General features: G+C 66.6%; 11 protein-coding genes. 8 read left to right on the top strand and 3 right to left on the bottom strand.

Features of this window, described 5'->3' with window-relative positions:
* Nucleotides 1–27: 27 nt before the first annotated feature.
* Nucleotides 28–1,941 (bottom strand): FAD-dependent oxidoreductase, encoded by a 1,914-nt coding sequence (locus C1876_RS09435; protein ID WP_114546478.1) that lies wholly within the window; start codon nucleotides 1,939–1,941, stop codon nucleotides 28–30.
* A 222-nt stretch (nucleotides 1,942–2,163) separates the two neighbouring features.
* Here C1876_RS09435 and serA point away from each other — a divergent pair, with 222 nt between their 5' ends.
* From serA to C1876_RS09395, 8 genes are all read left to right on the top strand, one after another.
* Nucleotides 2,164–3,744 (top strand): phosphoglycerate dehydrogenase, encoded by a 1,581-nt coding sequence (gene serA / locus C1876_RS09430; RefSeq protein WP_114546477.1) that lies wholly within the window; start codon nucleotides 2,164–2,166, stop codon nucleotides 3,742–3,744.
* Between the two features lie 19 nt (nucleotides 3,745–3,763).
* Complete coding sequence (gene nrfD / locus C1876_RS09425) at nucleotides 3,764–4,627, top strand: NrfD/PsrC family molybdoenzyme membrane anchor subunit (protein ID WP_114546476.1); 864 nt, start codon at nucleotides 3,764–3,766, stop codon at nucleotides 4,625–4,627.
* A 132-nt stretch (nucleotides 4,628–4,759) separates the two neighbouring features.
* Entirely contained in the window at nucleotides 4,760–5,140 is a 381-nt protein-coding gene (locus C1876_RS09420; protein WP_114546475.1) for a GntR family transcriptional regulator, read from the top strand.
* 9 nt (nucleotides 5,141–5,149) lie between these two features.
* On the top strand, nucleotides 5,150–6,082 hold the full coding sequence (locus C1876_RS09415; RefSeq protein ID WP_114546474.1) for a slipin family protein: 933 nt from the start codon (nucleotides 5,150–5,152) through the stop codon (nucleotides 6,080–6,082).
* A 324-nt stretch (nucleotides 6,083–6,406) separates the two neighbouring features.
* The gene (locus C1876_RS09410; RefSeq protein WP_114546473.1) at nucleotides 6,407–8,809 is read left to right on the top strand and encodes a molybdopterin-dependent oxidoreductase; all 2,403 of its coding nucleotides are present in this window, start codon (nucleotides 6,407–6,409) and stop codon (nucleotides 8,807–8,809) included.
* Between the two features lie 10 nt (nucleotides 8,810–8,819).
* A complete protein-coding gene (locus C1876_RS09405) occupies nucleotides 8,820–9,440 on the top strand; it encodes a 4Fe-4S dicluster domain-containing protein (protein WP_114546472.1) in 621 nt (206 codons plus the stop codon).
* 9 nt (nucleotides 9,441–9,449) lie between these two features.
* On the top strand, nucleotides 9,450–10,688 hold the full coding sequence (nrfD, locus tag C1876_RS09400) for an NrfD/PsrC family molybdoenzyme membrane anchor subunit (RefSeq protein WP_114546471.1): 1,239 nt from the start codon (nucleotides 9,450–9,452) through the stop codon (nucleotides 10,686–10,688).
* Between the two features lie 169 nt (nucleotides 10,689–10,857).
* Nucleotides 10,858–12,390 (top strand): 2-isopropylmalate synthase, encoded by a 1,533-nt coding sequence (locus C1876_RS09395; RefSeq protein WP_114546470.1) that lies wholly within the window; start codon nucleotides 10,858–10,860, stop codon nucleotides 12,388–12,390.
* 108 nt (nucleotides 12,391–12,498) lie between these two features.
* Here the strand turns inward: C1876_RS09395 and C1876_RS09390 are convergent, their stop codons facing one another.
* Both C1876_RS09390 and C1876_RS09385 read right to left on the bottom strand, forming a co-directional pair.
* Nucleotides 12,499–13,395 (bottom strand): LysR family transcriptional regulator, encoded by an 897-nt coding sequence (locus tag C1876_RS09390; protein WP_114546469.1) that lies wholly within the window; start codon nucleotides 13,393–13,395, stop codon nucleotides 12,499–12,501.
* A gap of 130 nt (nucleotides 13,396–13,525) precedes the next feature.
* The gene (locus C1876_RS09385) at nucleotides 13,526–14,725 is read right to left on the bottom strand and encodes an acyl-CoA dehydrogenase family protein (protein ID WP_114546468.1); all 1,200 of its coding nucleotides are present in this window, start codon (nucleotides 14,723–14,725) and stop codon (nucleotides 13,526–13,528) included.
* Nucleotides 14,726–15,119: the final 394 nt, after the last annotated feature.

The raw sequence follows: 15,119 nt of genomic DNA, 5'->3' as shown, positions 1-15,119 counted from the left end.
GGAGGAAGGGGCTGGAGGGCAAGCAACCTACCCGGCAAGCGCCTGTCCGGCGGCTACGCCGTCGCCTATGCTGCTGACGCCGCAGATGGTGTTGCGGGCTTCTCCGGCGGCGTAGAGGCCGGGGATGGGGGCGCCGGATTCGTCGAGCACTTCGTGCGTCTCGTCGTCGGCGGTGAGGCCGCCGAGGGTGATGTGGGCGGCCCAGGTGGCGGGGGAGGCGAAGAACGGGGGCTCTTCAACCGAGCTTAGCTCGGTGTAGATGTAGCGGCCGAACTCGTCGTCGTCGCCCGAGGCCGCGTGGGCGTTGAACGCGTCGATGGTGGCCTTCAGCGTTGCGGGATCGCAGCCCATCTGCTCGGCCAGCCCTTCGATGGTGTCGGCCTTGAACAGCTGCTTCGTGCGCAGCAGCACCTCCTGACGCTCGGGCGAGGGGTAGTCGCTGCACTTGTTGTCGCAGACGAAGAAGCAATAGTTGTCGGTCTGCTGCATGAGCGCGTCGGCCAACGTGAAGCGGTCGGTGGTCTCGTCCGCGAAGCGCTTCCCTTCCTTGTTCACCACGGGGCTGTCGCCGAAGGCGCCCATGATGTCCTCGGCCGACAGGGTGATGGGGCTGTTGAACGGGAACAACATCTGGTTGCCCATGTCCTCCACGCCCGCGCCCAGCTCGACGGCCATGCGGATGCCGTCGCCGGTGTGGCCGTTGACGTTCGTGGTGGACAGCGGCCCGTCGGGGTAGTTCCACGAGGTGTTGTACTCCTTCAGCATGTCGGAGTTGCCGGCGAAGCCGCCCGAGGCGATGAGCACCTGCGGCGCGGACACCGTGTAGGCGGTGCCGTCCTCGCCGAGCGCCTTCACGCCCGCCACGGCGCCGTCCTCCACGATGAGCTCCTGCGCGGCGCAGGCCAGCATCACGTTCACGCCGAGGTCCTGCGTGCCCAGCACCTCGTCGAAGAAGTCGAAGTAGCCCTCGCCGCCTTCGCCCACCGTGGGGTTCGACCAGCGCGGATAGGTGTAGCCCGTGATGGCGTGCAGGGGCGTGGCCCACTCGAAGCCCAGGTCGGTCATCCAGTCGTTGAGGTTGGCGATGTTGTTCGCCGTGGGGCGGTACGCCTCGGGCGGAAGTCCCTCGCCGGAGGTGGCGGCGAAGTCAAGCGTGTAGAAGTCGAGCGAGTCGAACAGCTTCGTGGAGCCCGAGGCCTTGAACTCGTCGTACTGCGCGCGCACCTGCGCGATGAAGGCGGGGTCCGACGCCGCTGCCGTTTCGCTTGCCAGCACGTCTTCCACGTAGCGGTCGAATTCGGGCGTCATTGCGGGACGCGCCGCATCGGGGGCCGTGAGGTACTCCAGGTAGCCGCCCGACACGAGGCAGTTGCCGCCGATGTTCGAGTTCTTCTCGAGCACCACCACGCGCTTGCCGCCCTGTGCGGCCGCAATGGCGCCGCCCATGCCCGACGCGCCCGCGCCGATGACCACGACGTCGGCTTCGAGCTGCTCGACGGCTCCGGTGGGCTCCGTCGCGCCGACGCGCTTGAGGGCGCTCGCGCTGCCGCCCGCCTGCTCGACGCACGATGCCACCGCCTGCACGATGCCCATGCTGGTCAGCGTCGCGCCCGTGACGGTGTCCACGCCGAGGCCCTGCGCGCTCACGATGCGCGCGGGCATCTGCTCGAGCGCCGGGGCCGAGATGCGCTCGGTTTCGGCGCTGTACATCACGCGCACGCCCTCGATGGCCTGCTCTGAGAAGTCGGCCTCCACGACGATCTTGTCGAACTTGCCCTCGGCTTCGCCGGTGTACGTGCCGGCCTTATACGACGCCTCCTCGCCGGAGGCCTTCGGCGCGCACCCGGCCAAGCCGAACACGGCCACCTGCACGCCCGCCACCGCGGCCGCTCCTAAAAACGTCCTTCTGCTGATGCCCGTGCGGGCCCGGTTGTTTTCCATGGGTTCCTCTCGTTTCTCCCTTGCGCCCGAAACGCGTCGTTGCGGGCTGGTTCGCGTCGAAACCGTACCGAACGCGGCAAAAACCGGGTACACCCCAAAGGTGGGTTTCTGATATTTTCGCTGGTTACGCGCATATTGTGCGCGTTTGCACTATCATGGTCGGGCCGGGCTTTTCGCGCGGCATCTCAAACAGGAACATACAGGTGTAAGGTGGTTACCGTTATGACGAAGAAGGTGCTCGTTACCGAGAAGCTGGCCGACGCCGGCCTTGCGGTGCTTCGCGACAAGGGCTACGAGGTTGACGTCGTGTTGGAGCTGTCGCCCGAAGAGCTGATCGCGACCATTCCCGCCTACGACGCGCTCATCGTGCGTTCGGCGACGAAGGTGGACCGCGCGGTCATCGAAGCGGCGAAGAACCTGCGCATCATCGGCCGCGCCGGCGTGGGCGTGGACAACGTGGACGTGGAAGCCGCCACCGAATGCGGCGTCATCGTGTGCAACGCCCCCACGTCGAACATCGTGTCGGCCGCCGAGCACGCGCTGGGTCTCATGCTGGCCTGCGCGCGCAAGGTGCCGCAGGCGAACGCCTCCATGCACGAGGGGAAGTGGGAGCGCAGCAAGTTCACGGGCGTCGAGCTGTACGAGAAGACGCTGGCCATCTTCGGCCTCGGCCGCATCGGCGGGCTCGTGGCCGAGCGCGCACGCTCCTTCGGCATGAAGCTCATCGGCTACGACCCGTACTGCAGCCCCGAGCGCGCCGAGCAGCTGGGCGTCACGCTGTACGACGACGTGGACGCCATCGTGCCGCTCGCCGACTTCATCACCGTGCACCTGCCCAAGACGAAGGAAACCATCGGGATGTTCGGCCCCGACCAGTACGCGCGCATGAAGGACGGCGTGGTGCTGGTGAACGCCGCGCGCGGCGGCATCTACAACGTCGACTCGCTCGCCGACTTCCTGGCGGCCGGCAAGATCGGCGCCGTGGGCCTCGACGTGTACGAGAGCGAGCCGTGCCTGGCGAGCCCGCTGCACGAGTTCGACAACGCCATCCTCACGCCGCACCTCGGCGCGTCGACGAAGGAGGCGCAGCTGCGCGCCGGCGTGCAGACCGCCGAGTACGTGGCCGCCGGTCTCGAGGGCTCCATCGTGCCGACGGCCCTCAACATGGCGCCCGTGCCGCCCGAGGTGATGGACGCGGTGGGCCCGTACGTGCCCGCATGCCAGATGATGGGCAGCATGCTCGCGCAGATCGACGGCGAGATCCCGCAGTTCCTCAAGCTGACGGCCGCCGGCTCGCTGGCGAACGCCGACGTGTCCATCCTCGTGGCGGGCACGCTCAAGGGCCTGCTGTCGTACCAGAACACGGCCACGGTGACGCCGGTGAACGCCGATGCGGTGGCGAAGCGCCACGGCATCAAGGTCGACACGCTGTCGGCGCCGGACGCCGGCGGCTACGCGTCCACCGTGTCGGTGGTGGCGGACGGCACCGAGGTGGCCTGCACGCTGGCGGGCGAGGCGCAGGCCGCGCGCCTCGTGTCGCTGCTGGGCTACCAGCTGGACATCGCGCCGGCCAGCCAGTCGCTCGTGTTCGAGTACGTGGACGCGCCGGGCCGCGTGGGCACCATCGGCACCATCCTGGGCGAGGCGGGCATCAACATCACCACGATGCAGATCGGCACGAAGCCGGCCGAGCAGTGCGCGCTCGTGTACATGAACGTGGAGGGCGCGGTTGACGACGCCGTGCTGGCGAAGCTGCGCGCGGGCCTGGGAGACCTCAAGAACCTCTGGTACGTGAAGCTGTAGCCGGGCAGAAGCAGGAGCCATGTTCAGCCCGCTCATCGTCATCTACCTGTTCCTCGCGGGTGCCGGCTGCGGCGCGTTCGTCGCGGCCGTGTACCTGTCGTGGCGGGCGCGCACGGTGCCGGGGCTGGCGAAGCCGCTCGGGCGCATCGCGCTGCCGGCGCTCGTCGCGTCGTGCGGCATGGTGGCGGTGGGGGCGACGTGCCTCCTGCTCGACCTGGGGCGCCCTGAGCTGGCGCTCGAGGTGCTGCTGAACCCGGCGGGTTCGGTGCTGTCGGTGGGCGCGTGGGCGCTCGTGGCGTTCGTCGGCGCGGCCGTGCTGCTCATCGCGTGCAACACGAAGGCGCTGCGCCTCGGGCGCGGTGCCGTGCTGGCCGTGAAGACGGCGGGCTGCGCGAGCGCCGTCGTGGTGATGGTGTACTCGGGGCTGTTCCTGTCCACCATCTGGACGCTGCCGTTTCTGGGGTCGCCCCTCGTGCCCGTGCTGTTCGTGTGCTCGTCGCTGTCGTGCGGGGGCGGCGTGCTGCTCATCCTGCCGCTCGTGTGCGACGCGCCGTCGGGCGTGCTGTTCCGCGCCGTCGCGCGCGTCGATGCGGTGCTGCTCGTGCTCGAGGCCCTGGCGCTGACGGCGCTGCTTCTGCTGGCGATGACCGACCCGCTGTCGAGCGCGGCGGCCGCGCGCCTGGTGACGGGCGACTTGGCGCCCGTGTTCTGGAGCGCGCTCGCGGTGGCGGGTTTGGCGGCGCCGTTCGTGCTCGAGCTGGCCTTCTACCGCGCCGACGCGCGCACGAGCGCCTGCATCGGCATCCTGCTCCTGCTCGGCGGCTTCTTCCTGCGCTACTGCCTGTGCGTGGCCCCGTTCATGGAGCTTATCTCCTATCTATGAGCGTGCTCGATCGAATGCGCGATTCTCGCCACGATACGGCGTGCCGCGCGCTAAAATGTATACGGTCGTAGTTGGCTACGGATATAAGATAATGAGCGCCGGGATGGGAACTCGCGCCGAGGAAGCAACCATATGGAGAATTTCAGCATAGACGAACGCAGCGGCGTGCCCATCTGGGTGCAGCTGCGCAATCGCCTCGTCTTCCTTATTCAGACGGGCCAGTACCAGCCGGGCGATCAGCTTCCCACCGTGCACGAGATGGCCGTCAACCTCAACATCAACTACAACACCGTGAACAAGGTGTACCGCAGCATGGAAACCGCCGGCCTCATCATGTCGAAGCGCGGACGCGGCACGTTCGTGGCCGAAAACCCGGCGTTCGACGATGAGGATTCCGTCGAATCCACCGTCGATGCTATGATGAGCGACTTCATTCGCCAATGCGAGGAGCTGGGCATGACGCGCGAGGAGATCGCGGGGCGCTTCCAGGATAAAATCTCCCAGATGGGATAGGAGCGAGGTATGATCAAGTTCGGCAAACGCGGCAACGATCGATCGAACGACGTGCTCTCCGGCGGGGAAGAGACCGCCTCCGGACGGCGAAAAGCGTCGCGCCGCGGTGCGTTCGTGCTGGCCATCACGCTGTTTCTCATCGGGTTCGCCGTGGTGGTGGGCGTCACCTACCCCTTCCGCTCTGCGTTCACCGTGGGGCTGGGCGTGCTGGCGGGCCTCGGCTTGGCAAGCAGCGTGCACATCGCCTACGAGTGGGAGCGCGCCGTCGTGCTGCGCTTCGGGCGCTTCCGCCGGTTGGCTGGACCGGGCCTGTACGTCACCGTGCCCGTGGTCGATTCGGTGACCATCGTCATCGACCAGCGCATCTCGTCCATCGCGTGCTCGGCCGAGCAGGTGCTCACGGCCGACCTCGTGCCGGTGGACCTCGACGCCGTCGTGTTCTGGATGGTGTGGGACCCGAAGAAGGCGTGCCTGGCGGTGGAGGACTACGAGCACTCCGCATCGCTCGTGGCGCAGACCGCGCTGCGCGACGCCATCGGCCAGGTGGAGATCGCCGAGCTGTCCATGCAGCGCGCGCACATCGACAAGCAGCTGAAGAAGAACATCGAAGAGAAGACCGAGCAGTGGGGCGTCACCATCATCGACGTGGAAATCCGCGACATCCGCATGCCCCAGGAGCTGCAGAAGGCCATGTCGGCCGAAGCGCAGGCGCAGCAGGAGCGCAACGCCCGCGTGGTGCTGGCCGAGGTGGAGAAGGACATCTCCGACATGTTCATCGCGGCCGCCCACGCCTACCGCGAGGACGATCTCGCGCTGCAGCTGCGCATGATGAGCCTCGTGAACGAAAGCGTGAAGGAGGGCGGCAACATGGTGGTCGTGCCGAGCCCCTACGCGCAAGGCTTCACCGGCGACATCGCCTCCGCGCTGCGCAAAGGGAAGTAGGGGCCGAAAGGGGAGCGTCCCCGAACAAATGTTTCACGTGAAACATCGGGGGTGCGGGACGTCCCTCCGAACACATTCGTCAACAGATCATACTTAGTTCCTGACGTGGGTATACGATGCCCTTGACGCAGGATTCTCGTAAGCGAAAGGCCGCGGCGTCATCCGACGTGCGCGGCCTTCGTCGCTCTTCCGCTACCGTTTACCGCAGCTTGTGTTTATTCTTTGTTTGTATATATTCAATTTCCTATTTAACTATATTACTATGCAAATCAGTTAATAACGGTCGAGGAAACGGTCATGCGAGTCACTGAGAAAGGGGATGCAATGGCCATAGACGAGGCGAACGTAACGCGACGCGGATTCATCAAGGGAACCGCGGCCGCGGGAGCCGGCCTGGCGCTGTTCGGCGCTGCCGGTGCGATGGCGACATCCGAAGAATGGTTGGTGCCGGCCCATGCGGATTCGGGCGAGGAGTACACGGCGTACACGTACCACCAGTCGCACTGCGGCGGCATGTGCCCGCTCGCGTGCACGGTGCGCGACGGCCGCATGGTGTCGGTGCAGCCGAACAACTGCTGCGACGACCGGTACGAGACCATCTGCGTGAAGGGCATCTCCGAGGTCCAGCACATCTACGGCGACCACCGCGTGCAGACCCCTCTCAAGCGGACGGGCGAGCGCGGCGCGGGCGAGTTCACGCCCATCTCCTGGGACGAAGCGCTCGACGAGGTGTGCGACACCCTCAAAGAGCTCCAGGCCAAGCACGGCAAGGACTGCGTGGTCATCTCCTCGGGCGCCGAGGCCAACTTCCCCTGGCTCGCCGCCACGCTCGGCGCGCAGGTCGACGGCAGCTCGGGCATCGACGTGGGCATCGGCAACGGCCTGGACCCCGCCATCGGCTTCGGCGGCGGCTACGCCATGGCCACCTGCGAAGCGCGCGACTGGGTGAACTCCAACCTCGTGCTCAACGTGGGCAGCAACTTCCTCGAATCGAGCCTGCCCAACGTGCGCCTGTTCTTCGAGGCGAAGGAGTCCGGCACCCGCATGGTGACGGTGGACCCGCACTTCTCCACGACGGCCGGCAAGTCCGACCAGTGGGTGCCCATCACGCCGGGCACCGATGCGGCCTTCTTCCTGGGCATGGCCAGCGTCATCCTCGACGAGCAGCTCTACGACGAGGACTTCGTGCTGAACCACACCTCGCTGCCGTTCCTCGTGGACGCCTCCACCGGCAAGCTGCTGCGCGACCATGCCGAAGACCCGGCGGCCGAAGAGCCCGAGACGGGCGAGCAGAACCCCTTCTTCGTGTGGGACGCGGCCGCAGGCGCGAAGGCGCCGCACACCGACGCCACGGTCACGCCGGCGCTCGAGGGCACCTTCACCGTTGACGGCACGCAGTGCACTACCGTGTTCTCCCTGCTCAAGAAGAAGCAGGCCTCCTACACCGCCGAATGGGCCGAAGGCGTGTCCGGCGTTCCCGCCGACACCATCCGCGAGCTCGCCCGCGAATACGCCGAAGGCCCCGCGTGCCTGGCGCTCGGGTGGGGCGGCAACGACAAGATGGGCAACGCCGACATCGCCGGCCATGCCGCCGCCACGCTCGTGGCCCTCACGGGCAACGTGGGCAAGGTGGGCGCCGGCGTGGGCGTGTTCGTCGGCGGCAGCTACAACGGCCATGCCGGCGCGCTCGGCGCGTGGGAGCTGCCCGAGGAGATGGCGGCCGGCACGCTCGAGATGCCGCTGTACGACGCCCGCGAGGGCAACGCGAAGGTGCGCGCCTGCGTGTTCTGCGGCGACGTGCTGCAGCAGCATATTGGCAACATGAACAAGACCGCCGATTTCGCGCGCGGCCTCGACTTCATCGTCACCATCGACCCGTACTTCACCGAGGGCGCCAAGTGGGCCGACATCATCCTGCCCGCCTGCACGCGCTTCGAGAACGACACCGAGGTGGGCAACGTCAAGGTGGGCTACAGCAACATCGTGCTGCAGAACAAGATCATCGACCCGCTGTTCGAGGCCCGCACCGACTTCTGGATCGGCAAGGAGATCGCGAAGCGCTTCGGCGTGGACCAGTACCTGCCGAAGACCTCTGACGAGTGGGTGGCGAAGGTGCTGTCCTCCTCCGAGGACCCCTACGTCTCGTCGCTCACCATCGACAAGATCAACGAAAAGCAGGGCGTGTACCCGCTCGAGGGCATCGAGGAGCCGCGCCGCGAGTTCATGGACCGCGTGTTCGCCACCACCTCCACCCGCATGGACGTGTACTACGACGGCCTGGTGGCCTACGACCAGGCGCTGCCCACCTACGAGCCGCCGCTCGAGGCGCACGCCGACAGCGAGCTGGCGGGGAAGTACCCCCTGCAGCTGGCCAACGTGCGCACGCGCTACCGCATCCACAACCAGTTCAACGACGCGAAGTGGCTGCAGCAGTTCGCCGAGCCGCGCATCGAGCTCAACCCGGTGGAGATGGAGACGCGCGGGCTTGCCACGGGCGACGCCGTCGAGGTGTTCAACGACCGCGGCTCCTACCAGTGCCGCGTGAAGGCCAACGAGTCCATCCGCCCCGGCAGCGCGCGCATGTTCGAAGGCCAGACGGCCGACTACCTCATCGAGGGCAACGTGCAGAACGTGACGAACGACGGGTACGTAGAGCGCGGCGCCGAGCTGATGTGCGGCCCGGTCATCCCGTTCTCCGACACCCTCGTCGAGATCAAGAAAGCGTAGGTGAGCAACCATGACGAAGCTTGGCATCGCCATCAACCTCGAGCGTTGCGTTGGGTGCAACACCTGCGCCAACGCCTGCAAGATGCAGAACAACATCCCCATGAACATGCTGTACATCCGCGTGGAGACCGACGGCGTGGACACGGTGGACGGCGCGCAGGGAACCTACCCGAACCTCAGCCGCACGTACATCCCCGTGGCCTGCCAGCACTGCGAGAACCCCGCGTGCCTCAAGGTGTGCCCGGTGGGCGCCACGTACAAGGACGATAAGGGCCGCGTCGAGATCCACTACGACAAGTGCATCGGCTGCCGCATCTGCATGGCCGCGTGCCCGTACAACGCCCGCGTGTTCAACTGGAACGAGCCCGAGCGCGACCCCAACTGGAACTACGGCGACAAAGACGTGCCGGTGCGCCCGAAGGGCGTCGCCGAGAAGTGCACGCTGTGCAAGGAGCGCACCGACCGCGGCGACATCCCCATGTGCGTGCGCGTGTGTCCCGGCCGCGCCCGCGTGTTCGGCGACCTGGACGATCCCGATTCCGAGATCTCGAAGGTCGTGCGCGAGAACAAGGCCCATCAGCTGCTCGAGGAGTTCGGCACCCGCCCGCAGCTCCGCTACTACAACGACTAGGGGGTAGGAATGCAAACGAAACGAATCTCCCGGCCGGTGATGATCGTCTTGGCCGTCATCGCCGCCTTCGGAGCCGCTGCCTGGATCTACCAGACCATGTTCGGCCTGGGCGTGACCGGCATGAACAACGGCACCTCCTGGGGCCTGTACATCGCCTCGTTCATGTTCTTCGTGGGACTCTCCGCCGGCGGCCTCATCGTGGCCTCCTCGGCGTCGATCTTCCACGTGACCGAGTTCAAGAAGGTGGCGCTGCCGGCCGTGTGCGTGTCCACGGTGTGCATCTGCTGCGCGGGCCTGCTGGTCATCCTCGACCTCGGCGGCGTGGCGCGCCTGTTCAACCTCATCCTGTCGCCGAACCTCATCTCGCCTTTGTTCTGGGATATCTGCGTCATCACGTTGTACCTCGTCATCAACCTGATCTACCTGTACTTCATGACCTCGAAGAAGGCCGACAAGTCCAAGATCGCCATCGTGTCGCGCTTCGCCCTGCCCATCGCCATCCTCGTGCACACGGTGACGGCGTGGATCTTCGCCCTGCAGATCGCCCGCGAGGGCTGGCACAGCGCCATCATGGGCCCGCTGTTCGTCGCGTCCGCCATGGACTCCGGCCTGGCGCTGCTGCTCATCGCGCTCGTGTGGCTCAACAAGCGCGGCATCTTCGAAACGTCGAAGAAGCTGTTGGCCATGCTGGCGGGACTGTTGGCCACCTGCATCGCCGTCGACGGCTACATGGTGGGCTGCGAGCTTCTGACCACCGCGTATCCCGGCACGGAGGGCGGTTGGAACGTGCTGTCCCAGATGTTCTTCGGCGCCACCGCCCCGTACTTCTGGATCGAGATCATCGTGGGCGTGCTCATCCCGTTCACCATCCTCGTGTTCGCCAAGAACCGCCAGAAGACCGGTCTCATCGTGTTCTCCTCGGCGTGCGTCGTGGTGGGCGTGTTCTGCAAGCGCGTGTGGCTGCTGTTCACCTCGTTCATCACGCCGAACACCTACGGTGCCCCCGGTCTCATCGACGGTACGTCGGCGAGCGCCACAGGGATGGACGTGTGGGCTGTGACCAGCTGGTACGCGCCTTCCTGGGTGGAGATCGCCGTGCTGTGCGGCGTCATCGCCCTCGGCGCGCTGGCCTTCCTCGTCCTCACCGAGCGCTTCATCATGAAGGCCTCGCCGAACGACCTGCTCGTCGCCGATGGCGACCACGGCGCGACGGGCGCCGACGCGAAAGCGAGCTCACCCTCCTGCTAGCGCGTGCGACCTCCTCTTCAGCACGTCGTCGGCATCGGGCCCGGCAAGCGCTCCCTGCGCTTGCCGGGCTTCTTTTTCGCGCGCCGGGAGACAATCCGAAGCGATACGCCTGGCATATTTGCTATGATAGTCAAACTATATAGTGGGTCGAGAAGGAAGGAACACGCACATGACTCGCAAGATTGACATCTTCGACACGACGCTCCGCGACGGCGAACAGTCGCCGGGCGCCTCCATGAACACCGAGGAGAAGCTGGTCGTGGCGCGTCAACTTCTGCGACTCAACGTCGACGTCATCGAGGCGGGCTTCCCCATCTCGAGCCCCGGCGACTTCGAGTCCGTCCGCCGCATCGCCGAGCTCGCGGGCGACCAGGCCACGGTGTGCGGCCTCACGCGCGCGGTGGAGAAGGACATCGACGCGGCGGCCGACGCGCTCAAGTACGCCAAGCGCCCGCGCATCCACACGGGCATCGGCGTGAGCCCGAGCCACATGCGCGACAAGCTGCGCATCACCGAGGACGAGTGCGTCGAGCGCGCGGTGAAGGCCGTGTCCTACGCCAAGAAATTCGTCGAGGACGTGCAGTTCTACGCCGAGGACGCGGGCCGCTCCGACTACGCCTTCCTCGCGCGCGTCATCGAAGCCGTCATCAAGGCCGGCGCCACCGTGGTGAACATCCCCGACACCACGGGCTACTCGCTGCCCGAGGAGTTCGGCTGCCGCATCAAGTACCTCATGGACCACGTGGACGGCATCGAGCGTGCCACCGTGTCGGTGCACTGCCACAACGACCTCGGCATGGCCACGGCGCTGTCGCTGGCCGGCGTGAGATGCGGCGCCACGCAGGTGGAATGCACCATCAACGGCTTGGGCGAGCGCGCGGGCAACACGGCCATGGAAGAAGTGGTCATGGGCATCCGCATGCACGGCGACGAGCTGGACGCCCACACCGATATCAACGCGCGCGAGTTCATCAAGGCGAGCCGCCTCGTGTCGTCCATCACGGGCATGAACGTGCAGGCCAACAAGGCCATCGTGGGCGCGAACGCCTTCGCGCACTCCTCCGGCATCCACCAGGACGGCGTGCTCAAGAAGCGCGACACCTACGAGATCATCGACCCGGCCGACGTGGGCGCGGGCACCAGCCAGATCGTGCTCACGGCGCGCTCGGGCCATGCGGCCCTGAAGCACCGCCTCGACGAGCTGGGCTACGAGCTTGAGGGCGAGGCGCTCGATCAGGTGTACGAGGCGTTCCTCAACCTGGCCGACAAGAAGAAGGAAGTGTACGACGAGGATCTGGAAAGCCTCGTGAACGAGCGCGAACGCAACGAGAGCGCGCTGTACACGCTCGAGGGCGTGCAGATCAGCTGCGGCTTCCCGCTCACGCCGACGGCCACCGTCACGCTGCGCAACCAGGCCGACCAGGTGGTCACCGCCTGCGAGTACGGCGCGGGCCCCATCGACGCCATGTGCAAGGCCGTGAACAAGATCGTGCAGGTGGACAACGACCTCACCGAGTTCTCGGTGCAGTCCGTCACGCGCGGCATCGACGCGCTGGGCGAGGTCACCATCCGCGTGACCGACCCGTCGGGCGACGCCTACACGGGCCGCGGCGCCGACGGCGACATCGTCGTGTCGTCCACGAAAGCCTACCTCAACGCGCTCAACCGCCTGCTCAACGACAAGCAGGAGCAGCGCCGCTAGGGCGACCCGCGGCGCGACGACGCGCCGACCTGCGGCCGCATCGCTGCGGCACGCAAAGCACTGCGCACGTCTCGAGGGCGCGCGGCGATCATGCGCCGCGCGCCCTTTTCAGCGCGGCTTCCAGACGAAGGCGCGGGCGAAGGCGATGAAGCTCTCGAGCGCGCGGGTTTTGAAGGCGCTCGTCTTGTACACGAGGTTGATGGCGTGGAAGGCGTCGTCGACGCCGGCGAGCGGCTTGACCGCGATGTCGGCGAACGGGGCGAGGCCGATGGTGTCGAGCGCGAGGCCGACGGCGCCCTGCGTGCTTTCCACCATGCTGGCCAGGGTGATCTCGTCGTGGTAGAAGGGCCCGGCGAGCGCGATGCCGTGGCGCTCGAGCAGGCGCGCCACCTCGCATCCGACGGGCGTCTGCGGCGGGTAGGACAGCAGCCGCTCGGCGGCGTGCACGTCGTCGAAGGTGACCTCGTCAGCTGCGGCAAGCGGGTGGCGGCGGTGCATGATGGCCACGAGCCGCTGCTCGAACACGGGCACGAACGTGAGCTTCGGCTTGCCGGGCACGTGCGCCGCGAACACCACCTCGTAGCGGTCGCGCTCGAGGTCCTCGACGAGGGGCAGCGTGAGCCCCTGGGAGACGTTCGTGGTGACGGCCGTTCCGCAGGCGGCGCGGTAGGCGCTCATGAGCGCGGGCAGGTAGTCGCCCTGGATGCTGTAGACGGTGCCGATCTCGATGGTGCCGGACAGGGAGCCGGCGTGCTCGTGCGCGATGGCCACGCCCTTGTCGAGCAGCTGGAGCGCCTGGCTCGCGTAGGCGTAGAACTCCTCGCCGTAGCGCGTGAGCCGCACGGCGCGGTTCTCGCGCTCGAACAGGGGGATGCCCAGCTCGCGCTCGAGCTGGGAGATGGAGTTCGACAGCGTGGGCTGCGAGATGAACAGCTCCTTCGCCGCACGCGTGTAGTGCTGCACCTCGGCCAGCTTCTTGAAGTAGCGCACCTGTGAGAGATTCATGGTCGGCCCCCGTTTCGCGTTCGAGGCCAGTGTAGCTCACGAGCGCCCCTGCGCGGCCGGTCAACCTCGCGCATCTAGGGGGTGCGCGAGGAAACGGCCGCGGCGCAGCGGTTTCCCCGCACGGGGAGGGCTAGGCGAACGTGTAGTCGAGGGCGCCGCCGCGGGCTTCGGCCTCGCGGGCGATGGTGATGCGCTGCACGCAGGGCGCGCCTTCCTCGAGCCACATGGCGCGGCAGTCGCGGTATAGGCGCTCGACGGGGCCGTAGGGGCAGTCCTCGAAGTAGCCGTCGCCGCCGAATATCTCCAGCATCTCGTCGGACACGAGCTTCACCGTGTCGATGGAGAACAGCTTGCAGATGGCGGCCTTCTCGGTGATCTGCGGGTTGTGCGGGTCGCGGTCGAAGTCGCGCGCGAAATCGTACACGGCGCAGCGCAGCACGTGCACCATCTTCTGCATGTCGGCGATCTTCGCCTTGATCATCTGACGCGCGGCGATGGGCTTGCCGAAGGTCACGCGGTCCTGCGCGCGCTTGAGGGAGATTTCCAACATGCGCTGCGCCATGCCGAGGTTCGACATGGCGATGTGGACGCGCGACACCGACAGCGAGTGGATGGCCACCTCCATGCCCTGGCCTTCCTCGCCGAGCAGGTAGAGCGGGTCGAGCCTGACGTCGGTGAACCTAAGCGCGGCATGGCCCGCGCCGCGGCAGCCCATCATATGGGGCATGGGCACCACTTCGAAGCCGGGAGCGTCGTTGGGCACGAAGAACGCCGAGAGACGGCTGTCCTTGTCGCTCGCGGGGTCGGTGACGGCGATGACGTAGGTGAAGTCCGAGCAGTCGGTGTGCGAGATGAGCCACTTCTCGCCGTTGAGCAGGTAGGTGCCGTCGGGCTGCTTGAGGGCGGTGGCGTGGATGTCGGCGCCCGTGCCGCCCGTCTGCTCGGTGATGGCGAAGTTGCAGTACACGCCCTTGTCCTGGAAGCGCTGCATGTGGCGCGCCTTGAGCTCGGGCTTGCCGTAGTCGTCGAGGATGCGCCAGTTCATGTCGGCCGCGTGATGCAGGTGCATGCGCATGCCGCCGGGGCCGCGCGAGAACTCCTCCTGCACGCGCAGGATCTCGAGCTCGCTGAGGTTCCAGCCGCCGTAGCAGGCGGGCAGGTAGAAGCGGTAGAGGTCGTTCTCGCGCGCCAGCTCGTAGAACTCGTCGGGGAAGGCGTTGGTCACCTCCACCTCCTTCTGCAGCTCCTCGAAGGGGCCTTCGACAAGCGCGCGGATCTGCGCGAGGTAGGCTTCGAACTGTTCGTCGGTGATGGTGGCGTTCGGGTTCATCTCATCCTCCTGATGTCTGCGTCTCGAGCGGCGCCGCGCCGCCTGCTTCCAGTATGGCGCGCGGCGGCGCATCCCTCCAATTCAAGGTGGCCGCGAATTGGCGGCGTATCCATTTGGAAAAGGAATACCAGCCTCGGAGCGCTTTTCTATGGTCGCGCGGCCCGTGCGCGGGGCATTCATTGGTCAAACCCGCACCTTCTGATGGCCGAGCGCATTCGAAGGCCAGAATAACAGCAGGTCAAACACCATAGAGCGGCGAGCGCCCGCGTCGTTATCCACATGAGCAAGAATCATTCATTGAAACCTTCAATGGAATGCGCGAAGGGTGGCAAGAGGGCGATTTCTGTCCGTGTTCGGCGCGGGCGGCGGCCTGTAGCCTGTGTCCCATGCGATC

The organism is Eggerthella sinensis, from assembly GCF_003339815.1.
Classification (GTDB): domain Bacteria; phylum Actinomycetota; class Coriobacteriia; order Coriobacteriales; family Eggerthellaceae; genus Eggerthella; species Eggerthella sinensis.
This window is presented reverse-complemented; position numbering and strand designations above follow the sequence as displayed.

What these genes read in the sequence shown, in the direction of transcription:
- serA (WP_114546477.1), top strand. Translation starts at nt 2,164, where the DNA reads ATGACGAAGAAGGTGCTCGTTACCGAGAAGCTGGCCGACGCCGGCCTT.
- C1876_RS09385 (WP_114546468.1), bottom strand. Translation starts at nt 14,725, where the DNA reads ATGAACCCGAACGCCACCATCACCGACGAACAGTTCGAAGCCTACCTC.
- C1876_RS09410 (WP_114546473.1), top strand. Translation starts at nt 6,407, where the DNA reads ATGGCCATAGACGAGGCGAACGTAACGCGACGCGGATTCATCAAGGGA.
- nrfD (WP_114546471.1), top strand. Translation starts at nt 9,450, where the DNA reads ATGCAAACGAAACGAATCTCCCGGCCGGTGATGATCGTCTTGGCCGTC.
- C1876_RS09395 (WP_114546470.1), top strand. Translation starts at nt 10,858, where the DNA reads ATGACTCGCAAGATTGACATCTTCGACACGACGCTCCGCGACGGCGAA.
- C1876_RS09415 (WP_114546474.1), top strand. Translation starts at nt 5,150, where the DNA reads ATGATCAAGTTCGGCAAACGCGGCAACGATCGATCGAACGACGTGCTC.
- C1876_RS09435 (WP_114546478.1), bottom strand. Translation starts at nt 1,941, where the DNA reads ATGGAAAACAACCGGGCCCGCACGGGCATCAGCAGAAGGACGTTTTTA.
- C1876_RS09405 (WP_114546472.1), top strand. Translation starts at nt 8,820, where the DNA reads ATGACGAAGCTTGGCATCGCCATCAACCTCGAGCGTTGCGTTGGGTGC.
- nrfD (WP_114546476.1), top strand. Translation starts at nt 3,764, where the DNA reads ATGTTCAGCCCGCTCATCGTCATCTACCTGTTCCTCGCGGGTGCCGGC.
- C1876_RS09390 (WP_114546469.1), bottom strand. Translation starts at nt 13,395, where the DNA reads ATGAATCTCTCACAGGTGCGCTACTTCAAGAAGCTGGCCGAGGTGCAG.
- C1876_RS09420 (WP_114546475.1), top strand. Translation starts at nt 4,760, where the DNA reads ATGGAGAATTTCAGCATAGACGAACGCAGCGGCGTGCCCATCTGGGTG.